Here is a 26,468-nt window from a genome sequence, read left to right on the forward strand (position 1 = left end):
AAGTTGATCCTAAGAAGATTTAGGATAAGCTTTGCCGCCTACAAAGCTACTGTATAAGCTTATTTATTAAGCATGATGTTGATTTTTTTCTTTGTGCTTACTCAGTTGACGTTCTAACTTGTCAATCAAAGTATCGATTGCAGTATATAAATCTTCAGATTCTGCGCTTGCATGCAGTTCACCTTTAGTTACATGAACAGTAGCTTCAGCAATTTGACGCAATTTTTCTACATTCAATACCACATTGATGGATGTGATGTGATCAAAGTGACGCTCCAGCTTATCGAATTTTTCTTCGGTAAATGCTCTGAGTGCAGGAGTAACATCAATATGATGTCCAGTGATGTTAATTTGCATAAAATTCTCCTAGTTACATAGAACCATGATAGGATCATGATTCTTAATTAATTACGAATTGTTTTTCTTTCATTAGATGGAGCAATTCCCATTGCTTCACGATATTTTGCTACGGTTCGTCTTGCTACTTTAATACCCTGCTCTTCCAGTAATTGGGTAATTTTACTGTCACTTAATGGTTTTTTTCTATTCTCCGCAGAAATTAATTTTTTTATCACTGCCCGTATGGCAGTTGAGGAGCACTCATCTCCAGCATTTGTATTAACATGACTTGAGAAAAAGTATTTAAGTTCAAATACTCCTCGGGGAGTATGTATAAATTTTTGTGTGGTGACACGCGAAATGGTGGACTCATGCATATCGAGAGCAGAAGCAACATCATTGAGAATTAATGGTTTCATTGCTTCATCACCATATTCTAAGAATCCTTGTTGGTATTCCATAATGCAAGTGGCTACTTTAAGCAGTGTTTCTTGACGGCTCTGAATACTTTTTAAAAACCAACGTGCTTCTTGTAAGTTATTTTTTAGAAATTGATTGTCGGCACTATTATCGGCTCGTTGAATTAGAGATGCATATTGGTTATTAATGCTTAGATGGGGGAGTACGCTTTGATTGAGTTGCACTCTCCACTTGTGGTTAACTTTTTTTACAGTTAAATCGGGAATAATGTATTCGGTAATGTCTTCATGAATTAAGTTACCTGGTTTGGGGTTTAATCCTTGAATTGTTTTCAATACATCATCAACTGTTTTTTCGCTAATCTGATGATTTTTCATGAGCTGTCTATAATTATGCTGGGCTAGTAATTCAATATCTTCAGCAATAATCTTTTTAGTTAATGCCAAGTTTTCTGCACCTAAAGGCAGCTGCTCTAGTTGTACCAGTAGTGTTTCTGCGAGACTCACAGAAGCACAGCCTACGGGATCAAATAATTGTAAGCGATGGCGTACGGCTTCTATTTCATCTAAATCCAGCGGATGAGTGTCACTTGTGAGGCTTGCATGTAATTCAGTAATACTCATCGTTAGGAATCCATCACTATTCACTGCATCGATAATCGTAGTTGCTATCGCCCTGTCTATATCACTCATGGGAGACAGTTCAAGTTGCCATCTTAGATGATCTTGTAAATTAGTTGTGGTGCAATGCAAGTTATCAAAATTATAATCATTATCTTCAAAAGTAGTGCGCTTACCTGAACTTTGATACAGTTCTGACCATTGAAAATCGTACGATTCGTCGTTATGGAGATGTTCTGCCTCATTGGCTTCGAACTCTCCTTTATCTTCGTTGGGCGTTGCTTCAAGCATTGGATTTGATTCAACAATGAGTTGAATTTCTTGTTGTAAGTCAATCGTTGATAATTGCAACAGTCTTATTGCTTGTTGTAACTGTGGGGTTAGTGTTAAATGCTGTCCGATACTTAGTTGCAATGATGGTTTCATGCAAATCCTCTTTGTATTCATTGCTATTTACTATCAGTTTAAACGATTCGTAAGGATAATCCAGTATCTACGCGTTATTTTAGGCGTAAGCCTTGAAAAAAACTGCATTTTAGCTACTGATATTTAGAGAGTAGGGTGAGGTTAAATCGTTACGACATAAATTAATGAATTCTCAATGAATAACTCATTAATTAAATCTGTTGGGTAGAGCAATTAAAATATGAGCTGCTTAGAAATGAGCTTAGGCAAAAAAAAAATATAAAACGACATGAAGTGTGGCCCCAAGTAATGGGGCTGAACACCTTATTTTACTTTTTTCTCTTTGAACAGAACATGCTTACGTACTTTAGGATCGTACATCATCAGTTCCATTTTTTCAGGATGGTTTCTTGGGTTTTTAGTAGTGGTCTTATAGTATCCAGTTCCTGCTGTGGATTCCATTTTCACTTTGATCGTGACGGCTGCCATGGTTTATCCCCTTAGTTATACTTTTTCGCCGTTAGCTCTGAGTTTATCCAGAACTGCTTTTATACCTAATTTGTCTACAATACGCATACCTTTGGTACTGAGTTTTAATGTGACAAATCGTTTTTCTTCTTCAACCCAGAAACTGTGGTTCTGAATATTCGGCAGAAAGCGTCTTTTAGTTTTGTTGTTAGCGTGCGACACTTTATTACCAGTCATGGGTCGCTTGCCAGTTACCTGACATACTCTAGACATTGTGTTACTCCAAAATAGGTTTTAAGTTGCTTGTCTTTGTAAAATTCTGGGCAAATAGCCGGATGTGAAATACAAGAGCGGTTTTATATCAAAAAAATGCATTAGTTGCAAGATTTTTGTAAGAACATATAATTCCGACTTTGACAAAATGATGAGTGTGATTTATGCAACGCCGAATAAAAAGTTATGTTTTACGGGCTGGCCGTGTGAGTAATCGACAGCGCCAGGGGTTGGAGCTTTGGCTTAAAGATTATGAACTTACTGTGGATGATAATCCCTGGAGCTTAGTTGGTGAATTTGCACGTAATGCAGATACAGTAGTTGAAATAGGTTTTGGCATGGGAGCATCTTTGTTGACCATGGCTAAAAATAATCCTACATGTAACTATATCGGTATAGAGGTTCATCTTGCGGGTGTGGGTAGTTTGGCTGCTGATTTACATGAGCAACAGTTATCTAATGTACGTATTGTGGCCCATGATGCCGTTGAAGTATTTCGTAAACAATTGCTAGATAACTCACTTGCTGGAGTACAAATTTTTTTTCCAGATCCCTGGCATAAAAAACGTCATCATAAAAGACGTTTGATCCAGAAAGAATTTATCCAATTATTAATACAAAAATTGAAACCAGGTGGGTTTATTCATTGTGCTACTGATTGGCAAGAATATGCTGAGCATATATTGGATGTTTTATCTACAGAGCCTGCTTTGAAGAACTCACAGGAAGAGGGTGGCTATTCTCCCAGACCTTTATCACGACCACTTACAAAATTTGAGCAACGTGGTGAACGTTTAGGACATGGTGTATGGGATTTAATTTTCACGAAGCGGGATGGATTATCTTAATTTGTAATATAAATCATACGATTAAACAGTTCTTTTAAAAATTAGCGTTGTAGAAATTTTAACTAATCTTTTGATCTTCTATTGTCCAATGTGTAATATAAATCCGGAAGTAACACTACAGGGGACGTAATATGGAATTGATCATGGAAATAAATGCAGCTCTAAAATTAGGACTAGAAGGATTCAAAGAGTTTATTGAACAGAAGCTGCTAATCGATAAGAGTTATCTTGAGCATCCATTCTGGATGAAGGGTGGTGTTCAAATGACTGTCTTGAATTATTTGATTCAACAACACAAGAGAAAAAATGTAGGTTCTGTTGACAGGGAAATCCCTTCTGATTTGACTGAATTTATTGATTTTATACTAAGTAAAGTTCAGGATAAAAACATTGGCCTGCCCTTGCATCAAGCAATTACAACCGGCAAAATTCAACTGGCTCTCCATCTTTTGGATACTCATGCATTTGATGTCAATAAACGCGATGAAGATGGACGTACTTTATTGTCTTTAGCATTACCTACCAAAAAGCGTGAATTATTAATAAAAATTTTAATGTGCCATCCCGATGTAAATGCAACGACTCGCTTTAAAGAAGCCCGTATTCCTTTTCAACCGCTACATCAATCTATAGTATTGGATTTTACTTCTGGAGTGATTAATTTAGTAAGAGCTGGTGCTGATGTGGCTAATCCTGTGGGGGTGAGGAAAGATACTCCGCTGCTCTTAGCGGCACGAAAAGGTAAAATAAAGGCTCTTGAAGCTTTATTGGATGAATCTCCAGTAAAAGACTTGAAGTTGGAAGCGGAAAGTTGTCCTGAGGAAGATGAGAAAACAGGCAGTAATGCAATAGAAGCGCTCTGTAAGCGCTTGGCTCGTGACCGCAATAATAAAGATTTACTTCGAGGTGTTGCTATGTTGCTTTGTAGTGGAGCAGAACCCCCTCGAAGTGAGGCTCTATGTCAATTATTGGCCGACAAACGTAGTGATTTACTCAAAGAAATTGATAATTATATGGATTCCAGGCCCAAATTGGTTGATCCTTTTGTACACCGATGCCATGTGGTTGACAGTGCATTGTACAACATAATTTATGTAGATCATTCTTGGGGAAGCGCGTTGCGCCAGCTTTTTGGTAGACAGAGTGACGCAGCTTTTATCATTGAACGATTAGTCACGCGCAAATACAGCCGTCGTCAAGAAGGAAGTATGGATAGTCCCGAATTACCAACCGCTGCCGCAGTGCCATTAAAAGGGAATGAGCCTCCATTCAAACTCTATGCGGAATTTGTCAAGCGACATAACGAAGCTTATCAGAACCAAAGAATTACTTGGAGTACTATGCATGGGATGATAGCCGAAGGAAAATGTAGTTGGGATACAGTAAAACAATACGCGGGTAGTAATCCTGGAAGTAGAACACAGATCATCTATGATGATATGTTTAAGAAATTACCTAAAATGGAGATGCATGAGTCCATTGAAAATTCAACTGGGAGCCCCACATTCAAGAGTTAAGAAGAGTACAAAACAACATTTTGTCATCGGTAGTGGAGGTGGAAACCGTGGCGTTTTAATGGAGCCCACCTCTTGTAACGAATGCTCATGAATGGACGTAACATGGGTATTGAATTAAAATTGGTATCAATCGGGAAATATTTTATTTTATAGCGATTATGAATATTAGCTTATTACTTTTAACCGTGATTTGTTTTATTGGCATGATTAGTCCAGGGCCAGATTTTATATTGGTTACAAAAAATGCACTTTTATATCCTAAACGTCAGGCTCTAGCCACTGCTTTGGGTATTGTTACTGGATGCTTTTTTCATGCAACTTATTGTATTTTAGGGTTAGCCTTCGTTATTACTCAGAGCATTGTTCTTTATACGACTATAAAATATGCAGGTGCAGGTTATTTAATTTATCTTGGATTAAAAGGTTTAAAATCAAAACAATCTACCCAAATACATCAGGATCGTTCTTCATTAAAAGAGATAACCGCTTCCAGAGCGTATATTGAAGGGGTTTTATGTAATGCCTTAAATCCAAAACTTGCAGTTTTTTTACTTAGCTTATTTACCCAGTTTGTTTCAATTAACGCATCAATTAGTGATAAAGCTGTAGTTGCTGGGGTTTTCATCGTTGAATCTTCCATTTATTGGCCTTTATTAGTTTTATTCCTGCAGGCAAATAATATTCGAAAAGCCTTGGCTAATTTTCAAACTGTTTTGACCCGCATATTTGGTGGCTTGTTGGTTTATGTGGGAATTCGAGTGATGTTGAGTACGGATTAGTTTTTTTCAGAGGAATAAAATGCCAAAAGCAACTGTGGGATTAAAAAAAACAGAGTTGGATACTCCCTGCTTAGTCATTGATAAAAACATCCTAAAATCTAATTTAGAGGTTATGAGACAGCATTCTATTGCAACGAATATAAATATCAGACCGCATTGTAAAACCCATAAATGCTCCAAATTAGCTCACTTACAGGTCGAGTATGGTGCAATAGGTGTCAGCGTTGCGAAAATTTCAGAGGCTGAAGTTCTTATTCAAAATGGGATAGCCAATATACTGATTACCTCACCAATTGTCACAAAGAATAAGATTTCTAAGCTTATTTCCTGCCTGGAAAAAGCCTCTTCTACTTTGGTGGTTGTCGATAATAGAGAAAATATGATTGCTTTGAATGAAGCAGGTATGCTCAATAAAAAAGTGATCAATGTGTTAGTTGATGTGGATCCAGGGATTGGACGTACTGGAGTTAAACCAGAGGACGTCTTAAATTTTGCTCTAGAACTGCAGCAGTTACCTTGGTTAAAGTTGATGGGAGTTCAATGTTATGCAGGTAATTTACAACACATAGCCTCGTTTAGCGAACGAAAAAGCAAATCATTACAGACCATGCAAATGGCGAGTGATCTTGTAAAAAATCTACGGGAAAAGGGGCTTAATTGTCCCATATTAACAGGAAGTGGAACAGGAACTTATGATATTGATGTTGAGGCGACTGCAGTAACAGAGATTCAACCGGGTTCGTATACCGTTATGGATGTGCAATATACAGTGATTGGCTCGAAAAGTAATGAGCGGCGATTTAACACTTTTAAGCCGGCAATGACTCTTTTGACCACGGTTATCAGTAACAATAGAACAGAACATGTTACCGTTGATGCAGGTACAAAATCCATTTATGTGGATCATCATAAACCGCAAATTATCAGCCATCAGGGATTGGAATATGATTGGGGTGGATTTGGTGATGAGCACGGTAAAGTGACTGCAGTACCTGGAGCTCAACTACCTGCTTATGGTGAAGTTTTAGAACTGGTTGTTCCTCATTGCGACCCAACCATTAATTTATTTGATCAATTTTTTATTACTGAGAATGATATTGTAGTTGATGTCTGGGATATTGATCTTCGAGGAAAATGTCAGTAGAAACTCATAAATTGCTATTTTATAACCGATCTAAGCCAGGTAAGTATCCTATTCTCTTAGTATGAACTGCCTAAGAAATGCCAACTTTATGGGGAATACTAAAAATTTGGATTGAGCTAATTACAGCATGAGAACTTGCTTAAACTTCATATACCCCATAGAATTCTAATTTTCTTAAAATTCTCCGGGAGAGTAGTACATGGGGTGGAATGAGCCGGACAAAGGCAAAGATCCCTGGAAGGGTAAAAATCAACCTCCAGATTTGGATGAAGCGTTTAAACGCGTTCATGACAAATTGAAGAAAATGTTATTTGGAGGTTCCAATAAAGTGGGTAATGAGCCTTCCAAAAAATCGAATGGTGGTTTAATAACTACTATAGTTATTTTGCTTGCTTTTATTTTGTGGGTATTGTCTGGTGTCTTTATTGTCGATCCTGCGGAGCAAGCAGTGATTCTTCGCTTTGGTAAATATGTGGAAACGGTAGGTCCAGGGCCACATTGGATACCACGAATTATTTCTTCCAAAATTATCATGAATGTTGACCGAGTGTTGGATTATTCTTACTCCGCACAAATGCTTACTAGTGATGAAAATCTGGTGTCGGTGTCTTTGGCTGTACAATATCGCATTGGTGATCTGAACGAATATTTATTTAATGTTGCTAATCCTGAGGAAAGTTTACAACAAGCGACTTCCAGTGCGCTGAGACAAGTTGTAGGGACGACTACATTGGATCAAATGATTACTGAAGGGCGAGAGGTTTGGGGCAACCAAGTTCAAGAGACTTTGATAAAAACACTGGATTTATATAAAACCGGTATTTTTATCGTTAATGTCGCGCCACAGCCAGCTCGTGCACCTGAAAGTGTACAAGATGCCTTCGACGATGCAATTAAAGCACAAGAAGATGAAAAACGCTTTAAAGAACAAGCTCTTGCTTATGCGGCGAAAGTAGTTCCGATTGCAGAAGGAAAAGCGAGTCGTATCCAACAAGAAGCTGAAGCCTATTCCAAGCAACTTGTATTGAATGCTCAAGGGGAAGTTTCTGCGTTTTTGGCTTTATTGCCTCAATTTACTGCAGCGCCAAAGATTATGGCGGAACGTATGTATTTGGAAACGATGCAAAAAGTGATAAGCAGTAGTAGTACAATCATTGTTGATAGTAAATCAGGGAATTTGCTGTATCTCCCTTTAGATAAGCTATTTGAAAAGACCTCGGGTTTTCCAACAGAGACCGCAAAAAATAGCAAAGCGGAAAGTGATGAATCCAACGAGACAGAAAACTTGGTCGATGGTCGTGAGTTCACCAGACCTGTTTATCGACAAGGGAGAAATTAACAATGAAAACTACCGGTAGAACTCTTGGTATTTTGATCTTTTTACTACTTCTATTTTTATTGACTAGTGTCTTTACTATAACCCAAGGTCAGCAAGGAATTCTTTTGCGTTTAGGCCGTTTAGTTAATGATGAGTTGACTGATAAGGTTAAAGTATTGAATCCTGGATTGCATTTTAAAATACCATTTATCGAAAACGTACGCATTTTTGATACGCGTATTCAAACTATGGATATCAAGTCGACTCGTATTGTGACCAAAGAAAAAAAGGACGTCATGGTCGACTATTATGTTAAATGGCATATTACTGATTTGGCTCAATATTTTAAATCTACAGGCGGTAATGAATTTAAAGCAGAAACATTACTAGAGCAACAATTAAACACCTTATTACGTGCCCAGTTTGGTAAACGTACTATTCCAGAAGTAGTATCGGGTGGGCGTGATGATGTTATGGAATTACTGCGTAAAGCTGCTCAAAAACAAGCTGGTGGATTAGGTATTAACGTGGTTGATGTGCGTATTAAAGGAATCGAATTACCGGCCAATACCAGTAATGCGATTTATCAACGTATGCGGGCGGATATGCAAAAAATTGCGAACAAACATCGAGCTGATGGCCAAGCGGCTGCTGAAGAGATAAAAGCTAAGGCAGATGCTGATGTTATGGTTTTGTTGGCAAAAACGCGTAGTAATGCACAAAAAGTACGAGCTGTTGGGCAAGCACAGGCGGCGTCTATTTACACTGATGCCTACGGTAAAAATAAAGATTTTTTTGCTTTATATCGTAGTTTGCTTGCATATGAAGGGAGTTTTAAAAGTAGAAAAGACATTTTAGTGTTGGATCAAAGTAGCGCATTTTTCGATTATTTTAAGCAATCCACACCAAAAAATGATGGTGTACCTGCTAAAAAGTAACTATAATGTCGAGTTTTGGTAACTATTCACCTCTATACCAAATCTTGGAGAAATGCCTATATTTGTAGGCAGCTTGAACAAAAAACATTCTGAAAAAGGGCCATGGTTATAAGAGCGCTTTTTCAGGATGTTTTTCATTTAAGATGTGTCAATATGGAATCGGGTAGAATGTGTAGTTATAAATTGTGTTGAAATTGGGTTCTGAAGTTCTCAGTTTTAGCTGCGAATAGCATTTGCAAATTTAAGAGTGGATCATGGGTAAAAATGTTGTTGTTTTAGGAACACAGTGGGGCGATGAAGGCAAAGGTAAAATTGTCGATTTATTAACGCAAGATGCACGAGCTGTTGTGCGTTATCAGGGCGGCCATAATGCAGGCCACACCTTAAAAATTAATGGCGTGAAAACAGTTCTACGTCTTATTCCCTCAGGTATGCTGAGACCTCATGTGACTTGTTATATTGCAAATGGGGTAGTTCTCTCACCTGATGCTCTATTGGGGGAAATTAAAGAGCTGGAACAAAGTGGACTTGATGTACGCTCCCGTTTACGTATTAGCTTGGCTTGCCCACTGATTCTTCCTTGTCATGTTGCTATGGATAAAGCGCGCGAACAGCACATGGGGAACTCTGCCATAGGCACTACTGGACGTGGCATAGGTCCTGCATATGAAGATAAGGTTGCTCGTCGTGCATTAAAAGTCAGTGATTTATTTCATCCTGAGCGCTTTGCAACAAAATTAGCAGATCTTTTAGACTACTATAATTTTATTTTGACACAATATTTCAAGCAGCCTGCCCTAGATTTACAACCTTTATTGGATTCAGCACTACAATGGGCTGAAGAATTACGTCCTATGGTTTGTGATGTTTCTGCTTGTTTGCATGAGCATAGAGAGCGTGGGGATAATATTTTATTTGAAGGCGCTCAAGGGGTTTATCTAGATATTGATCATGGAACATATCCTTTTGTGACTTCATCAAATACTTGCGTTGGTTCAGTAGTTAATGGTGCCGGATTTGGTCCGAAGTACCTCGACTATGTTTTAGGAATTACCAAAGCTTATACTACCCGTGTTGGTGGTGGTCCTTTCCCAACAGAACTTTTTGACGAAGTAGGGAAACAAATTGCTGAACGTGGCCAAGAGTTTGGTGCTGTTACTGGCAGACCTAGACGTTGCGGTTGGTTTGATGCAGTTTTGTTAAAACATTCAATTGAGTTAAATAGTATTACGGGATTATGCATCACAAAGTTGGATGTTTTGGATAAATTAGATGTATTACGTATTGCTGTTGCTTATAAAGATGAAAAGGGTAATTTAATTTCTCGTCCGCCTCAAGCAGCGGCTGATTTCCAAGGTTTAGAGCCCGTTTATGAAGAAATGCCTGGCTGGCAAGAGCCTACAGCTGATGTCACGAATATGAGCGATTTGCCTGCTAATGCCATAGCTTATTTAAAACGAATAGAAAATCTACTGAATGTGCCTATTGATTTATTATCAACAGGCCCTGAGCGTGATTCGACAATTATCTTACGCGATCCTTTTAGAGTGTAATTCGTACCGGTTTCAATAAATAGTCTGCATATTTGGAAGGATAACAAGGTAGCAGGTCGGGCTTTGGCCCGACAATGTAATTGCTCTGAAGTGACCCGAGCGCAGTGTGTTAACCAACCCAATCTTTTATTTGCATAAACCTACTAATCACAAGGAATTGTCGAGCCAAGGCCCGACCTAAACATGCTGTGTTGTAGCTTGGGTGAACGGAACTATTAAAATTTATTTTCAAATGCATGCAGTTGTTGTTCTAATTCCCTCTGTAGTTGGGCTTTCTCGCTGGTTTTGATGAATTGCTGGCAACTATCGCTTTCTAAATCTTGGCAGTCATGAGTCAATTCGGCATTTTTTGCATCAGACCAAATACTTTTTCCAGGTAAAAACGAATAGGTTAGTGCATTCCTATTGATTTGTTTTAATGTTTGGTAATCTAAGCCATGGTTTAATACAGCTTCTACATATTGCTGGGTTAAATTGGTGCGTAAAATACCCTCATCATCGGTAGACAATACAACTGGGACATCGTGCTTAAGATAAAAATTCAAAGGATGCTTTGTACCAGAGACTTGTAATATTTTTAAATTACTGATGAGGTTAATTTCTACCGCTTTATGATGCTTTGCCATGTGGTCTAAGGTTTTTTTTGCATTATGCTCTTGGGCAATATCCACTCCATGTCCAATTCTTTGGGCTTGGCCAGTAAAGAGTGCGTCATGAATGTGATATTCCAAATCCTCTGGAGTAACAATTTCTTGGGTTAGTTCCCCAGCATGTAAGGCAATATTAACTTGTGGGTACACCTTATGTAAGTATTGGTATATTTGCATTTGTTTACGATAGTCACGTAAAGAAATAATGCCATCTTCTGGTTGTACTAAATTAACACCAACAAGAGCACCCTTATTTTTTATAGATTGGGCTGCTGCCTCAAACGCATTCAGTGTTTGTGCAAACAGGTTGTCTGAAGATTGTTCTCGAAGTGAATAGTATAGAAATTTAATTTTTACTTGGCAGACTTTCTTTTCTGGATTGCTTTCACAACCGAGTTCTTGGTGTGCTTGTTGTAAAATACGATTTGATTCTATTGCCGTAAAATTGACATTATTTTGAAAGTCTGGGTTTGCTAAGAGAAGCTTTCTTTTTTGGCTAAATGAAGTCGTGTCCTTGAGCATATCGCCAAAACTGAGTGAATGCGCATTATCAGGTAAAATCATTACTTCCATATAGTGTTCATTTTGTAGTGCTGCAGTTTGCATTACTGATGCAAGTAATTCAGGCTGATGATCAGCGACTATGGCATTGAATTTGTAGAATGAATTGAAAAAATGATCGTGGCCGGATTCTTTTCCTGGAACAAAATCTTTCATAGACCAACTTTTTATCGCGTTTGCATAGAGGTCGGGATGATTAAACAGATCTTTTGTTTCCACGCCTTTGCAAACAGAAGGATTTTTACTGGCCGTCCAAGTGGTTGTATTCAAGCAATAATTATCTTTAGATGTTAGTTCCAGCATGATTTCAGGGTATGCACCTCCCGATAAGTGGTAATGCAACTCCCCACCTTTAGGCATGCTCTTAAAAAACGTATATAAGGAATTCGGATCATTTTTTATTTGATTAAAATGTGATTGAACATTAGCTTGTGCAAAAGAGAAAAAAAAGAGGCTGCTCAGAACGAAAATTGATTTAATATAGTTCATTATTTTCTAAAAAATATCACTTTGCGAATGATTATCGCATAATTATTATTAAATCCCAACCATTGTATTTAGATTCCATTCATAGCAAAATGATTTTACTATTCTTAGGTAGCTATCAAAATAATTCCTGCTTCAAAACTACTCGTGCGCATCTGGAGTAGCGCAGTGGGAGGAGCAAAGAACTCAGCAATCCTTTGAATGGAAGAGCAAGAGAGTCTAATCAATTAGGATGATGAATATGAACCATTTTTTATCAAAATTTTATGCCGCTATTTTGGGTACTTTTTTCTTATCACTAATGACAGGTTTTTGCGACGCTGCATCTAACATCAGTGACTCTACAAATAAAACCAAGATGACAATCAATGTTGGTATTTATGCCCCTTTTTCTAGTGAATCTGCTTTTATTGGTAGAAATATGTTAGGAGCAATGGAAATTGCACGTGATCAACTTAAATCCTCAGATATTAATTATGAATTTTATACTCTAGATAAAATGCCAAATACTGCGAATACAGCAAAAACCTTGCAAAAATTTATTGATGCACACCACATTAATGTACTGATAACTGAGGGTGCTGATAGTGGGTCTTTAGTTGCACCTTTAGCAAAAAGAAATAATCTTATTCATTTTTGTCTGACCGATGATTCGATAATTGCTGATGGGAAAAATAATTTCTTAGCACAAAGCCCCAACCACAAACAAGCTGCTGTTTTGACTCACTCATTAAAACCAGAGTTTATTGCTCAATTTAAACAGGAATATTTCAGTCATCCAGTGAGCGAAGCAGGTTATGCTTTTGATATATTTCATATGATTCATAATAGCGCGGTGCTTGCTATGAAGACTCATTCTGATTTTTCTAGCCAGGTAGTTGCATCACATCTTTTGGCGCTTGATCCAGGAACAGGAGTAATGGGTAGATTTAACTTGGGTAAAAATGGGGTTTCTTATAAGAAACAGACCCTTACCGCCTGATTTTATGATATTCAAACGTGTTCCATTCCCGGTTGCAAGCAACCGGGATTAAGATGATTGAATAATGAATCAAGCTAAGGTGAGTGCTACAAGCTAAAAAAAGGAGCCTAAGTAGGCTCCTTTTTGTGTACAAGTATAATTATCTGTTAGCTAATGACATGCCTTCCAAGACAGTTAAAGCGGCGTAAAGTTGGTAGTCGTTATGCATTAAATCCTCTACTTGAGCTTTAGCGCTTTTGACTTTGGCATTTCCCTCATTATTTTTATTGAGTAAGTGCCCACTAAGGTTTGCTTCACTAAATCCAGTAAGATCAGGGGACTTAGGAGCATTTTTAGGAATTTCTAACTCATTGACTACGATATCAGGTACAATCCCTTTGGCTTGAATTGAAGTTCCAGAAGGAGTGTAATAAAGAGCCGTAGTTAACTTAATCCCTGTTTTTTCATCCAAAGGTAATACAGTTTGCACTGAGCCTTTACCAAAACTTGTTGTACCTAGAATAACAGCTCGTTTATTGTCTTTAAGTGCTCCAGCTACAATTTCAGCAGCAGATGCAGAACCATTATTGATTAATACAACTATTGGTGCATTATGTAAAACGTCTTCGCCTTTGGATAAGGCGGTAAAGTCTGAACCAGGTAAACGTCCTTTAGTTGAAACGATTGTTTCTGGTTTACCTGACTTATCTTTACCAAGGAATGCATCAGAAACCTGAATGGCTGAATCAAGCAAGCCTCCTGGGTTGTTACGTAAATCCAGGACCAGGCCTTTTAAATTTCCACCAGATTGTTGTTTTAGGCGATCAATGGCTTGTAACATATCCTTTCCAGTTAACGCTTGGAATTGAGTTAAACGGATATAACCATAGCCTGGAGAGAGCATTTTGCTTTGTACGCTCTTAATTTGAATCACTTCTCGTACTAGATCGAAAGTAAGCGCTTTGTTCACTCCTTTGCGTAATACCGTCAACTGAAGAGTACTTCCAGCTTTGCCGCGCATCAGGTTGACTGCATCTTTGAGCGAGAGTCCTTGTACAGACTCTTTTCCTAATTTGATAATATAGTCGCCAGATTTAATGCCGGCTTTAAATGCTGGTGTGTCAACCAGGGGAGTAACCACTTTGACAACTCCTTCCTCCATGGTCACTTCTAATCCTAAGCCGCCAAACTCACCACTAGTTGATGTTTGCAGCTCTTTAAACTCTTCTTCATCCAAGTAGCTTGAGTGAGGGTCAAGACCATTGAGCATGCCGCGAATTGCATTATCGAAAAGTTCTTTATCATCAACAGGCTTGACATAGTATTTTTTAATTTCACCTATTGCATTGGAAAATCGTTGAACATCTTCTAAAGGAACTGCTTTAGAAGTGGTACTGGAGCTTGTAGACGTATTCGCCTCATCATCTGCAAAGCCTGTCAGAGGTAACATAAGAGTAAAAGCGTATACTATCGCAAGCGTGGATGGATATAGTTTTCTTATCAACATAGCGATCTCCTCAGATGCAAGGCTACTACATAAGCCATCTTCTTTTATTATAATTATTGAAATGCAATTAAGGTGCCAGGGTTCACTTATGACAACCAATTAAGTGGTGGAATCGCCTTTCCCCTTAGTCTTATTTCAAAGTATAGACCGTTTTGTTTAATTCCGCCGCTATGACCTACATTTGCAATTTGTTCATTTTGACGTACATATTGACCTTTACTTTTGAATAAGGATTGATTATGAGCGTATAAGGTCATAAAACCCTGTCCATGATCAATAATAATAAGTAGCCCATAGCCTTTAAGCCAGTCACTAAATACTACTTTTCCTGGGTAAACGGCAGTAACCACGGCTCCTTCTTCGGCAAAAAATGTCACTCCTTGGTTCATTTTTCGTAGCGATCGGCTCTGGCTCTGGACTGGAAGCGGCAATTTTTTGCGCATCTGACTAAATGGACTGCTCGCCTGATGCAGGGATTTATCTTCTCGAGCAATACTTTGTTGTGCCAATGACTTAAGTAATCGTGCCAAATTCTCCTTATTTTTGCGTACATCACGCAAGGTGTTTTGTTTATCTTGAATTTCATGATTCAAGGATTGAATCAGGGCAGTATGATAACTTTTATTTTTTTGGAGTTGATCTTGATGCTGAGTAAGCTCGGTTTTGAGCTGTTTGTTTGCATTAAGCTCTGTACGCAGTTTTTCTTTGCTCTCACTTAGGCTCGCGCGCGTATTATCTATTTTCTCAATCAGTTGTTGCCGAGATTTAACGACATATTGATAATAGGTTAAAATTCGACTTACTTTATTCGGAGCATCTTGGTTAAGTAGCAATTTAAGGGGTTGATATTCGCCCATTTGATAACGAGCGCGAACATGATTGGCTAATAATTGTTGTTGGGTACTCAGTTGTTGATTTAACTGATTTACGCGTTTTTGTAAGTCAGTAATTTTATTTTCTTTGTTTTTGATATCCTCTTGAATGGAGTGCAGTTTGTGAACTCCTTCACCGATTTGTTTTTCAGTCTCCGATAATTCTTTATTTAAAACACCGCGTTTGTCATGAGCAGAGTTTAAGGTCTGTTGGAGACTGTTAATTTGTGCATCTAATTGCTTTAACTTATTTTGTGTCTGGAGTACGGTAGACGATTCTGCATGCACTCCAAAGCAAAACAATATCCCCAAGGCCAATCTGTTAAAAAAGATTACCCGCAACTTCCTGATCGTAAATTTTAATTTGCGCATGACAGCGATCAAACTATAAACAATTACATAATTCCGTTTATTCATGAGTATTTTTTTCTAACAATTGATGTCCTGTCATTTCAACTGGAGGAGTAATTCCAAGCAAGGCCAACATAGTTGGTGCAATATCAATTAAGTTTCCTTCATTACAAGTGAAATGCCAATGACCGCCAACATATACTAATGGTACAGGTTCACTTGTATGGGCAGTATGTGCTTGATGCGTTGTTTCGTCAAACATTTCTTCCGCATTACCATGATCCGCTGTAATGAGTAGTTTACCTTCTTGTTTGGCTAAGGCTGCCCATACTTTACTCATGCATTGATCAAGGCACTCTATAGCGCGAATTGTAGCCTGAAAATCTCCACTGTGTCCTACCATATCGGCATTGGCATAATTGCAAATAATGACATCATAGGCTTTGCTGTTAATTGCTTCGACTAAGCATTCCGTTAATTCGGGGGCGCTCATTTCTGGTTGCAAATCATAGGTCGCGACTTTAGGAGAAGGAATGAGAATTCGCTCTTCATTCGGAAAAACATTTTCATTCCCGCCATTGAAAAAGAAAGTGACATGGGCATATTTTTCTGTTTCTGCAATGCGTAATTGATTTAAGCCATGGTTTGCAAGAACTTCACCTAAAGTGTTATTTAAAGAAATCGGTGGAAACGCTTGGGTAGTTGGTAAATTTTTATCATATTGGGTCATGCTGATAAAATAAGATAATTGCGGTTGTACTGTGCGGTTAAATTGTTTAAATGTCGGATCAATAAAAGCACTAGTTAATTGTCGTGCTCTGTCTGCGCGAAAATTAAAGAATAAAACAGCATCTCCGTCTTCTATCGTTTTCTTTTCACCTATGAGTGTGGGAGGTATGAATTCATCAGACAGATTTTGTTGATAGTAAGACTTTATTGCGGTTTCTGCATCTTGAAAAAGATGTTGGGAGTATCCTTGAGTTAATAAGGTATAGACAGGTTCGATTCTTTCCCAACGATTATCGCGGTCCATTGCATAATAGCGCCCGCTAATTGAGCAAATGCGGGCCACAGGGTGTATTTTTAATTCTGTATTGAGACGTTCTAAACTGTGTAAGACGCTTTGTGGTGGCGTGTCTCGCCCATCCAAAAATAGGTGCAAATACACAGAAGTGAATTGTTGTTGTGCACATAAATCAAGTAAGGCAAATAGGTGTTGTTCGTGGCTATGCACACCTCCGGGAGAAAACAGACCCATAATGTGCAATGATTTCCCGGTTTTTTCTAATGTAGCTAGTACTTCATGGAAAACGGGGGTATTAGCAAACGTCCCATTTTTTATGCTTTCGTTGATGCGAGTAAAATCTTGTTGTATGACTCTACCTGCCCCTATATGCATGTGTCCAACTTCTGAATTACCCATTTGTTCATCAGGTAAACCAACGGCAAATCCGGAGGCGTGTAAAAGAATATGGGGACAGTTTGCCCACCATTCATCCCATTGTGGTGTGTTGGCCTGGGCAATCGCATTATATTTATTATTTTTGTTATATCCCCAGCCATCTAAGATCATGAGCAACAAGGGTGCTTTTTTTGGCATGCAATTCTCCATGGAACACAATCTAAATTTAGTGCGGAAAATTATACCTTACTTAATAAGTATTTCGAAATGTATTCTCAGGACTTCTTTTATGCTGTTCTGCCTCTCAGTAGTGACATTTTTGTATTAAAGAGGTTAGACTATGCACCATTTATTTGATTGGGAAGAGTAAGTTTTGGAACAAAAAATTCCTCAGCATGTTGCCATTATTATGGATGGAAATGGCCGTTGGGCTGAAAGTAGAGGATTAGCACGTATTGAAGGTCATAAAGCAGGTGTTGAATCAGTAAAAAAAATGATTCGATGCTGCATGACCAAAAGAATTCCTTGTCTTAGTTTATTTGCGTTCAGCTCGGAAAACTGGTCTCGGCCTTCTGAGGAAGTTAATTTTTTAATGGAATTATTCCTAGAGTCCTTACGAAAGGAGCTCGCTGAGTTAAATCAGCATGGAATACGTATGCGATTTACGGGAGACCGTAGTTTGCTCTCACCACTGTTGCAACAACAAATGCGAGAAGCAGAGCTTTTGACGGCAAATAATGAACAATTAATTTTGAATGTGGTTGTTAATTATGGTGGTAAGTGGGACTTGGTAAACGCTGCAAAAAAAATAACCAAAGCCGTCCTAAACGGTGAGTTGGCAATAGATGATATCAATGAAACCAATTTTGCCCATTATCTGGATACAGATGGGTTGCCCGAACCTGATTTATTTATTCGTACTAGTGGTGAATTGCGAATTAGTAATTTTTTCCTTTGGCAGCTTGCATATACAGAGCTTTATTTTAGTGAAGTACATTGGCCCGATTTTGGTGAGCAGGAGCTTGAATTGGCATTAGCTTCCTTTAATAAAAGGAAAAGAAGATTTGGGCAAATTTCTTAATTAACTCTAGTGTCTGTTTACATTTCGCTAAGATGAGCAAAACGTCTGAATTTTCAGAAAATCAAGACAGTTGGCCAAGAGCGAAGACATGTAAATAGGCCCCAAACATAAGGGAACATTATGTTCTTGCAACGCTTGATTACAACACTGATTTTAGTGCCCTTGGTTTTATGGCTTATTTTTTATGGTAATCAGTGGCTTTTGGCAGGAATTGTTTTACTTGTTTTTCTTGCTTCATGTAGAGAATGTGTGCAATTAATTCCATTGAAGAATTGGGGGCTACAAGCCGGATTTCTTGTAGTGATGATCTTGGGTTTGTGGGCTTGTGGTTATGTTTTTTCTTATTGGTTGGTTCTTGGACTAATTATTTGGGGTCTAAATATACTGGCTATCCTCAGTTTTCCTGGTTCACAAAAATATTGGGGCTATCCGGTCATCGTAGGAGTTGTTTGTTTTCTGTTGCTACCGCTATTCGTTCAAAGCTTGATTCACTTATATAACTTGCCTAATGGTAAAGCATTGCTCGTTTATTTGCTGTTTTTAATCTGGGTTTCAGACACAGGCGCTTATCTTAGCGGTAAACTGATGGGGAAGCATAAATTAATTCCTCAGGTCAGCCCAGGAAAATCTTGGGAGGGTGTTATTGGTGGCCTTATTCTGTCTATGCTGATTGCGTGGGTTGGCTATAGCTATTTTAAACCGGACGCTATGGCGCATTGGTTCATTTTAGCCTTATGTACTATAATTATTGCGATCTTTGGTGATTTATTCATCAGTATATTGAAACGTCGTTGTCATTTAAAAGATACAGGCGCTCTTATTCCTGGTCATGGTGGTATTTTAGACCGTTTAGATAGTTTAATTGCGGCGTTACCTGTATTTTATTTCGGACTAACTTGGTAATTCTCGAATTAAAGGGGTCCATAGAGTACGCTTGTGAAAATCAATCAAAAATGTTTTGCAAGCGTGCATCGCAAGAAAGGCTCTTTTTACCTGGGTTTCGGCGAATTTGGGATGGTATTCTCGAGGATATACTTTAATTTAGGATAGTACTATGCTTTCAACATTGCTGTATTTTCTTTTGGCGTTGGTCTTGTTAGTTACGGTACATGAGTATGGTCATTTTCAAGTAGCGCGTTGGTGTGGTGTTAAAGTACTGCGTTTTTCTTTTGGTTTTGGTCCTATTTTAGCGCATTGGCGTGATAAAAAAGGAACAGAATACGCCTGGTCTTTATTTCCTCTGGGTGGCTATGTCAAAATGCTTGACGAGTCTGAAGGTGATGTAGACGAAAAGGAACGTCATTTAGCTTTTAATAATCAATCGCTTTGGAAAAGGACTGCAATTGTACTTGCAGGTCCTTTTTTCAATTTCATTTTTGCTTTTGTTGCTTTATGGTTAGTCTTGGTTATTGGGATACAATCGTTAGCGCCAATGATCGAATCAGTGAAACCCAATAGTATCGCAGCACAAGCTGGATTAAATGCACAAGAAGAAATTATTGCATTGGATCATACTAAGATAAATAGTTGGCGTGATTTTCAGTACGCACTCATGCCTCTGGTTGGCTCTAATGAAACAATTCAGCTAACAATAAAATCTTTGGTTAATGGACAAGAACGACAGATATTTTTACCGTTGACTCATTGGCAAATAGACAGCAAAAAGCCTGATCCGCTAGGTAGCCTTGGAATTCAGCCATTTATTCCTTCAATTCCTCCTATTGTTGGTGAGATAGTTCCTGATTCTCCAGCAGCGAAAGCAGGACTAGAAAATGGCGATAAAATATTAAGTGTAGATGGAACACCTTTTAATGATTGGTTGTTTTTAGTGGACTACGTAAAAGCTCGTCCTGATAAACAATTAACTTTATCGATTAAAAGAGCAGGAAGTATACAAAATGTTGTAGTACAAACTGGCAGCCAGGACAATAAAGGCAAGATTGAAGGGTTTATTGGAGTTCGCTCACAAAAGGTCAAATGGCCGGCACATTGGTTACGTTTAGAGAGACAGGATCCTTTAACTGCGGTACCTACAGCATTAAAGCAAACGGTACAACTGACCGCCACTACATTTACTTTAATGGGTAGGTTAGTTACTGGTAAATTAGGATTAAATAGTATTAGTGGTCCAGTGGGTATTGCCCAGGGCGCCGGGGATTCGGGACGTAGTGGGTTAACTTCTTATTTATTTTTCCTTGCCTTAGTAAGTATTAGCTTAGGGGCATTAAATTTACTACCTATTCCAATGCTGGATGGCGGGCACTTGTTGTATTACCTTTTGGAAGCAATTCGACGTAAACCTTTATCTGATAGTTTAAAATCAGCAGGAGCCTATTTAGGTCTATTGCTATTAGCCGCGCTGATGTTTATCGCGTTAACAAATGATCTGTCAAGACTAACAGGATAGTAGGAAAATTAATCAGACTTTAATCGCAAAGTATTGGCAAAGTCAGGGAACAAAAACTTGACAGTAGTTTCTACTTCCTATAAAAAGTGGTTCAATTTTCAGTGTACCGAATTTGAGTAGTAGTACACGTAGTACTGGGCGTAAAATAATAATGAAAAAAATCAGTAGTAAGTTTATATTAGGTGTTTGTTGTTCCTCGCTCATCGCTTGGTCTTCACAAACAATAGCAGCAGATACTTTTGTCGTTCGCAATATTAAAGTTACAGGCTTGCAACGTGTTTCAACCGGAACAGTACTCAATTATATACCTGTCCAGGTTGGTGAAGAGGTCGGCCCTGAATCAACTGCTGAAATTATTCGCACCCTTTATGATACCGGTTTTTTTCAGTCCGTTTCATTAGAACGCCAAGGTAATACTTTAATTGTTAATGTGGTTGAAAGAGCAACTATAGGTTCAATTAGTGTGGTAGGAAATAAAGAAATTCCTAGCGACAAAATGAAAGAATTTCTTAAAGAAATGGGCTTAGTTAAAGGTCGCGTATTTCAAACATCTACTTTGGAACGTTTAGAAAAAGAACTAAAACAAGCATATAACGCCAGAGGAAAATATAACGCACGTATCGATACTCGAGTTAGTCCACTCACTGATAATAGAGTTGGTATTACTATTAATATTTCTGAGGGTCGTGTTTCTCGAATTAAACAAATCAAAATAATCGGCAATCATGATTTTACCACCAATGAATTATTGCCAGAGTTTACACTATCAAAATCAGGTATCTTTACCTATTTTACTAAAAAAGATCAGTACTCAAAGTCAGGTATGGATGCGTCTTTAGAAGCATTGCGTTCTTTTTACCTGGATAGAGGGTATTTGAAGTTTAAAATCGTCTCATCGCAGGTATTACTGTCGCCAGATAGAAAAGATGTTTATATTAATGTTCATATTGAAGAAGGGCCTCAATATCATTTCTCAGGCTACAAAGTAGTGGGGAAACCGATGTTACCGCCTGAGAAAATTAATTCATTAATACAAGTCAAAAAAGGTGCTGTTTTTTCGCGTAAGAAAGTAACTGATTCAATTTCAGCCATTGGTTTGGCTTTAGGTGATATAGGCTATGGGTTCCCTGCAATTAATGCAGAACCCCAAATCGATGAAAATAATAAGACCGTATTCATTGCATTTATAGTACAGCCTGGTCGACATGTTTATGTCCGTCGTATTAAGTTTCATGGTAATACAAAAACCAGTGATTACGTATTGCGAAGTGTAATTCGTCAAGATGAGGGTGGATTATTATCGCTGCACAATATTAAAGAATCTGAAAGACAATTGCGCTTACTAGGCTATTTAAAAAATGTTGATGTCAAGACGAATCCAGTACCAGAAGCAAATAACCAAGTGGATTTGGATGTGAACGTTGAAGAAGCTCCTTCGGCTGAAGCAAGTGCTTCCATTGGTTACGGTACTAACGGATATCAATTAAATGCCTCCGTAAATCAGCATAATTTTATGGGTACTGGACGCTCCATGGGTGCTGCATTTACTGCGAGCAAATGGGGGCAAGACTATACCGTAAATTATTACAATCCATTTTATACCGATACAGGTATAGGACGTGGCTTAAACCTTTATTATGCTCGCGTTGATCCCAGAAACCTTAATGTCAGTACTTACAACTCCAACCGTTTTGGTGGTGATGTGAACTACAGTATTCCTCTTGGGGAAGCAAGTAGATGGCAATTGGGTTATGGATATCAGGATGTAGAAATCAAGAGTGTAGGTTATGTAATCCCCATCCAGAATTTTGTGAAGATGTATGGAACCCATTTCCAGGAAATTCGCTTATCTACAGGATGGAATAGAAACAGTTATGATCAATTTCCTTATCCCACACGAGGAGTTAACCAGCAGCTTTCTGCGGTAGTTGCCTTGCCTGCGACTTCAGGTTCTTTGTCTTACTATAAAGGATCTTATCAAGCCCGAATGTATCAGCCTATAGCACGAGGCTGGATTTTCTCCTTACAAGGTTTTGCTGGCTACGGAAACTCCTTTAATAATAAAGGATTGCCATTTTTTGAAAACTATTATGCAGGGGGTACTGCGCAGCCAGGTCAGGTCCGCGGGTATGACAGTTACTCTTTAGGTCCCTTGGATAATTACCGTAACTCTGTGGGGGGTAACTTATTACTCAGTGGAACTGCGGGAATTATATTGCCTTATCCTTTGAGCCGGGATAATGTGCGAACTACCGCCTTTGTTGATGCGGGTAACGTATTTGCTGTAAATACCTTACCTATTTTGACTGGACGAGATGAAGGTCCTTTAAGGTATTCAGCGGGTCTTTCGCTTGAATGGCGTTCTCCATTTGGACCTTTGGCATTTAGCTTAGCTAAGGCATTGAATCCTCAACAATTCGATCAAAAGCAATTCTTCCAATTTGCTCTATCCTCAGGATTCTAACTTATATTGTTCCTCCTTTTCTCCCTGTGCTGGGAGAAAAGAGGGATGAGCATTTTCTATTTGTTACAAAATTATCGAAAATCATGCTGTATATATCGCAACCTATTGGGAATTGTGCTAGCATCATGCTCTTTAGTTTGTCGAAACTCACGTTAATTTAGGAGATTAGTTATGAAGCGGTTAGGTCTGGTCTTAGTGGCCTTTGTTTTCAGTGTATTTGGCGCAAGCGCGTTTGCTGATGTAGCAAAAATTGGTGTAGTGGACCTGCAAAAAATCATGCAGACTTCAAGCCAAATAAAAGAAATCCAAAAGAAATTAGAGAAAGAGTTTAAGCCACGTCGCGATAAGCTTGTTGCAGTTGAAGCTGGCATTAAAGCGGATATGGAAAAATTCAAACGTGATAGTGCGATTCTGAGCGCGACTCAAAAGAAAGATATTGAAAGAAAAATTGTTAGTGCACAACAACAATTTGAGCGCGATGGTCAGCAGTATCAACAAGAGTTAAGCACTGCAAATAACGAAGCAATGGAAGGTTTGTATGCCAAAGTTCGTGCAGCAATTGCAAAAGTTGCGAAAGATGACAAGTACGATCTAATTGTACAAAAAGATGCAGCTCCTTTCAGTGCAACTACTCTTGATGTAACTGATAAAGTTGTAAAAGCAATTAACTAATCGGCGATGCAAAATTGCTGACGTTAGCAGAATTAGCGAGTCATTTGGGTGGCGTGTGGCATGGAAATGCCAATCACGCCATTTTTTGTTATGCTTCTCTTGCACGAGCCACCGCCCAAGATATTGCCTATTATGATAACTCTGCATTGCGCCACATTCTAAATAACACAGCAGCTGGTGCGGTATTACTCAAAGCAGAACATCAACATTTATATCCGGGAAACTGCATTGTTGTTTCTCATCCCTTGCAAGCAATGATGCAAGCGACTCAACTTTTATCAGACTCTCGGCCTACATATTCTGGTATTGATTCTACTGCCATAGTTCATGAGTCTGCTCAATTAGGCCAAAATGTATCAATAGGTGCTTATAGTGTAATTGGCGCAAACACGCAATTGGCGGATGGAGTAATAATCGGTACAAATAGTGTGATTGAATCATCGGTACATATCGGTAAAAACAGTCAGATTGGGCATGATGTTGTGGTTTACTCAGGCTGTCAGCTGGGAGTCCACGTAGTGATAAATTCCGGCTGTGTGATTGGTGCTCCCCCATTTAATTATTTGAAACAACATGGACACTGGCAACAAGGCTTTAATGCAGGTGCTGTTGTTATCGCGGACCAAGTACACATAGGTTCGAATACTGTAATTGACAGAGGTGCATTAGGCGATACCTATTTGGGCGAAGGGGTTTGTATTGATAATTTGGTCCAGGTTGCGCATGACGTGTTGGTGGGGAAAAATACGGTCATTGCCGGGTGTGCTGCGATAGGTGCTTATGCGCAAATTGGAGAAGATTGTGTTATTGGTGGCGCCAGTTGTATTGCTGCATATGTGCATTTGACAGATGACGTCGTGATCACTGGCATGTCTACAGTGAGTAAATCGCTTGCCAAATCTGGAATTTATTCATCCGGTACTCTAGTACATGAACATCGCCGCTGGCGTCGTAATGCAGCCCGATTTCGACGATTAGATGATTATATCTTAAAGTTAGGTGCCTTAGAGAAAAAGTTAAGTCATATTGAATCAGAAGAATAAGTTTTTAACAATTAACAATTGATTTGAACCGACTAAATCAGGATAATGTTTTTTCTTTTGGACTCCCTTTTTGGACCATACTATCTAAGCATACTTATTAAAGCGAGAAACTGCGTATGAGTGAACCTGTAGATATTAAACAGATTTTTAGTATATTGCCGCATCGGTACCCCATGATCTTAGTAGACAGGGTGCTTGATTTCACACCGTTTGACTGTTTGACGGCTATAAAAAATGTCACCATTAATGAGAATTTTTTTGTGGGACATTTCCCAGAAAATCCAATTATGCCGGGTGTATTAATGCTGGAGGCATTGGCACAAGCTAGTGCGCTTTTAGCAGGATTATCTCAAACACCTGAAGAAAACTATGGTATTTTGCATTTTTTTGCGGGCATAGATAATGCAAAATTTAAACATGTGGTTACTCCAGGAGATCAATTACGCTTGGAAGTAAAAATATTAGCAAGAAAAAGAGAATTTTGGCGTGTACATGCTGAAGCCTATGTGGGCGATAAACTGGCCTGTTCCGCGGATTTATTAAGTGCTGCAAAGGAAATTCAAAAGTGATAGATGAACGAGCGATAATTCACCCCTCTGCAAAACTGGCAAAGGGGGTGTCCGTAGGTCCTGGGACTGTAATCGGGGCTGATGTGGAAATTGGTGAGAATACGTGGATTGGTCCTTATGTAATCATTGAAGGCCCAACCACCATTGGAAAAAATAACAAAATTTTCCAATTTGCTTCAGTGGGCGATGCTCCCCAGGATATTACGTATCAAGGCGAATCCACTCGATTAGAAATCGGTGATGATAATATTATTCGTGAATACTGCATGATTAGTCGTGGAACCGTTAAAGGCGGTGGAGTTACCCGTATTGGTAATAAGAACTTTTTTATGGCTTATTCGCATGTTGGACATGACTGCATGATCGGTAACCAAATTATTTTGGTTAGCTATGCTGCACTGTCAGGACATGTAACTGTTGGCGATTATGCAAATATAGGTGGTTATGCTGCAGTACATCAGTTTTGCCATGTAGGAGCTTATGCTTTTATTGCTAGAGCCTCTTATGTAGCTAAAGACGTACTTCCTTACCTTATGATTTCCGGAGACACAACTTCTGCATGTGGTATTAATACCGTTGGATTACGTAGACGAGGATTCTCATCAGAAGCAATTGATGGTTTGCGACGTGCTTATAAAATAATTTTCCGCAAAGGACTAACCGTACAACAAGCTGTTACTGAATTAGAATTAATGCAAAATGAATGTCCAGAAGTAGTTTTAATGATTGATGCATTAAATCAATCCACGCGCGGGATTGTTAGGTAAATTGATTATAAACAATAGACTTCTTCGGAACTCGCTACAAAGAGAAAAGTGGA

The 26,468-nt window shown here is 38.6% G+C and carries 24 protein-coding genes; 16 read left to right on the forward strand and 8 right to left on the reverse strand.

The annotated features are described in order from the left end of the window. Positions 1-66: 66 nt before the first annotated feature. The 4 genes from hpf to rpmB all read right to left on the reverse strand — a co-directional run bounded on the left by hpf (position 67) and on the right by rpmB (position 2,525). The gene (gene hpf, locus BGO44_RS16405) at positions 67-357 is read right to left on the reverse strand and encodes a ribosome hibernation promoting factor (protein WP_058510791.1); all 291 of its coding nucleotides are present in this window, start codon (positions 355-357) and stop codon (positions 67-69) included. A 47-nt stretch (positions 358-404) separates the two neighbouring features. Further along, complete coding sequence (locus tag BGO44_RS16410) at positions 405-1,805, reverse strand: RNA polymerase factor sigma-54 (protein WP_058510790.1); 1,401 nt, start codon at positions 1,803-1,805, stop codon at positions 405-407. A 303-nt stretch (positions 1,806-2,108) separates the two neighbouring features. Continuing rightward, positions 2,109-2,273, reverse strand: a complete 165-nt coding sequence (rpmG, locus tag BGO44_RS16415; protein WP_003635328.1) for a 50S ribosomal protein L33 — start codon at positions 2,271-2,273, stop codon at positions 2,109-2,111. A gap of 15 nt (positions 2,274-2,288) precedes the next feature. Beyond that, entirely contained in the window at positions 2,289-2,525 is a 237-nt protein-coding gene (gene rpmB, locus BGO44_RS16420; protein WP_058510789.1) for a 50S ribosomal protein L28, read from the reverse strand. 164 nt (positions 2,526-2,689) lie between these two features. On the opposite strand from rpmB, the gene trmB reads away from it, so the two are divergent. From trmB to BGO44_RS16455, 7 genes are all read left to right on the forward strand, one after another. Further along, positions 2,690-3,373: a tRNA (guanosine(46)-N7)-methyltransferase TrmB gene (trmB, locus tag BGO44_RS16425; protein WP_058510788.1), complete on the forward strand. Its 684-nt coding sequence runs from the start codon at positions 2,690-2,692 to the stop codon at positions 3,371-3,373. A gap of 143 nt (positions 3,374-3,516) precedes the next feature. Next, positions 3,517-4,890 (forward strand): Dot/Icm T4SS effector AnkC/LegA12, encoded by a 1,374-nt coding sequence (ankC, locus tag BGO44_RS16430; protein WP_272947118.1) that lies wholly within the window; start codon positions 3,517-3,519, stop codon positions 4,888-4,890. A 158-nt stretch (positions 4,891-5,048) separates the two neighbouring features. Continuing rightward, positions 5,049-5,669: a LysE family translocator gene (locus BGO44_RS16435; RefSeq protein ID WP_058510786.1), complete on the forward strand. Its 621-nt coding sequence runs from the start codon at positions 5,049-5,051 to the stop codon at positions 5,667-5,669. 19 nt (positions 5,670-5,688) lie between these two features. Continuing rightward, complete coding sequence (locus tag BGO44_RS16440) at positions 5,689-6,813, forward strand: DSD1 family PLP-dependent enzyme (protein WP_058510785.1); 1,125 nt, start codon at positions 5,689-5,691, stop codon at positions 6,811-6,813. A gap of 199 nt (positions 6,814-7,012) precedes the next feature. Continuing rightward, on the forward strand, positions 7,013-8,152 hold the full coding sequence (hflK, locus tag BGO44_RS16445; protein WP_058510784.1) for an FtsH protease activity modulator HflK: 1,140 nt from the start codon (positions 7,013-7,015) through the stop codon (positions 8,150-8,152). Between the two features lie 2 nt (positions 8,153-8,154). Beyond that, positions 8,155-9,069 carry a protease modulator HflC gene (gene hflC / locus BGO44_RS16450; RefSeq protein ID WP_058510783.1) on the forward strand — a complete coding sequence of 305 codons (915 nt, stop codon included), beginning with the start codon at positions 8,155-8,157 and terminating at the stop codon, positions 9,067-9,069. A gap of 254 nt (positions 9,070-9,323) precedes the next feature. Then, positions 9,324-10,622 carry an adenylosuccinate synthase gene (locus tag BGO44_RS16455; RefSeq protein ID WP_058510782.1) on the forward strand — a complete coding sequence of 433 codons (1,299 nt, stop codon included), beginning with the start codon at positions 9,324-9,326 and terminating at the stop codon, positions 10,620-10,622. 215 nt (positions 10,623-10,837) lie between these two features. Here BGO44_RS16455 and BGO44_RS16460 read toward each other — a convergent pair whose 3' ends face one another. Next, positions 10,838-12,322 carry an adenosine deaminase family protein gene (locus BGO44_RS16460; RefSeq protein WP_058510781.1) on the reverse strand — a complete coding sequence of 495 codons (1,485 nt, stop codon included), beginning with the start codon at positions 12,320-12,322 and terminating at the stop codon, positions 10,838-10,840. Positions 12,323-12,560: 238 nt separating this feature from the next. On the opposite strand from BGO44_RS16460, the gene BGO44_RS16465 reads away from it, so the two are divergent. Next, positions 12,561-13,301: an ABC transporter substrate-binding protein gene (locus BGO44_RS16465; protein ID WP_058510780.1), complete on the forward strand. Its 741-nt coding sequence runs from the start codon at positions 12,561-12,563 to the stop codon at positions 13,299-13,301. Positions 13,302-13,440: 139 nt separating this feature from the next. On the opposite strand, the gene BGO44_RS16470 is transcribed toward BGO44_RS16465, so the two are convergent. From BGO44_RS16470 to gpmI, 3 genes are all read right to left on the reverse strand, one after another. Continuing rightward, entirely contained in the window at positions 13,441-14,787 is a 1,347-nt protein-coding gene (locus tag BGO44_RS16470) for a S41 family peptidase (protein ID WP_273198258.1), read from the reverse strand. 86 nt (positions 14,788-14,873) lie between these two features. Continuing rightward, complete coding sequence (locus BGO44_RS16475) at positions 14,874-16,031, reverse strand: murein hydrolase activator EnvC family protein (protein ID WP_193393396.1); 1,158 nt, start codon at positions 16,029-16,031, stop codon at positions 14,874-14,876. Positions 16,032-16,068: 37 nt separating this feature from the next. Then, the gene (gpmI, locus tag BGO44_RS16480; protein ID WP_058510777.1) at positions 16,069-17,610 is read right to left on the reverse strand and encodes a 2,3-bisphosphoglycerate-independent phosphoglycerate mutase; all 1,542 of its coding nucleotides are present in this window, start codon (positions 17,608-17,610) and stop codon (positions 16,069-16,071) included. A 175-nt stretch (positions 17,611-17,785) separates the two neighbouring features. On the opposite strand from gpmI, the gene uppS reads away from it, so the two are divergent. The 8 genes from uppS (at position 17,786) to lpxA (ending at position 26,415) form a co-directional block, all read left to right on the forward strand. Further along, positions 17,786-18,493, forward strand: a complete 708-nt coding sequence (uppS, locus tag BGO44_RS16485) for a polyprenyl diphosphate synthase (RefSeq protein WP_058510776.1) — start codon at positions 17,786-17,788, stop codon at positions 18,491-18,493. A gap of 120 nt (positions 18,494-18,613) precedes the next feature. Then, positions 18,614-19,396, forward strand: coding sequence for a phosphatidate cytidylyltransferase (locus BGO44_RS16490; RefSeq protein ID WP_058510775.1), 783 nt, complete (start codon positions 18,614-18,616; stop codon positions 19,394-19,396). A 151-nt stretch (positions 19,397-19,547) separates the two neighbouring features. Then, on the forward strand, positions 19,548-20,900 hold the full coding sequence (gene rseP, locus BGO44_RS16495) for an RIP metalloprotease RseP (protein WP_058510774.1): 1,353 nt from the start codon (positions 19,548-19,550) through the stop codon (positions 20,898-20,900). A gap of 151 nt (positions 20,901-21,051) precedes the next feature. Continuing rightward, positions 21,052-23,364 (forward strand): outer membrane protein assembly factor BamA, encoded by a 2,313-nt coding sequence (gene bamA / locus BGO44_RS16500; RefSeq protein ID WP_058510773.1) that lies wholly within the window; start codon positions 21,052-21,054, stop codon positions 23,362-23,364. 171 nt (positions 23,365-23,535) lie between these two features. Then, on the forward strand, positions 23,536-24,036 hold the full coding sequence (locus BGO44_RS16505; RefSeq protein ID WP_273198254.1) for an OmpH/Skp family outer membrane protein: 501 nt from the start codon (positions 23,536-23,538) through the stop codon (positions 24,034-24,036). Positions 24,037-24,050: 14 nt separating this feature from the next. Continuing rightward, positions 24,051-25,079, forward strand: coding sequence for a UDP-3-O-(3-hydroxymyristoyl)glucosamine N-acyltransferase (gene lpxD, locus BGO44_RS16510; RefSeq protein WP_058510771.1), 1,029 nt, complete (start codon positions 24,051-24,053; stop codon positions 25,077-25,079). 116 nt (positions 25,080-25,195) lie between these two features. Next, positions 25,196-25,648 carry a 3-hydroxyacyl-ACP dehydratase FabZ gene (gene fabZ / locus BGO44_RS16515; RefSeq protein WP_058510770.1) on the forward strand — a complete coding sequence of 151 codons (453 nt, stop codon included), beginning with the start codon at positions 25,196-25,198 and terminating at the stop codon, positions 25,646-25,648. Further along, positions 25,645-26,415, forward strand: coding sequence for an acyl-ACP--UDP-N-acetylglucosamine O-acyltransferase (lpxA, locus tag BGO44_RS16520; RefSeq protein ID WP_058510769.1), 771 nt, complete (start codon positions 25,645-25,647; stop codon positions 26,413-26,415). The genes fabZ and lpxA overlap by 4 nt, the downstream gene beginning before the upstream one ends. The last annotated feature ends 53 nt before the right edge of the window (positions 26,416-26,468 follow it).

This window comes from Legionella sp. 39-23, assembly GCF_001897665.1.
GTDB lineage: Bacteria > Pseudomonadota > Gammaproteobacteria > Legionellales > Legionellaceae > Legionella > Legionella steelei.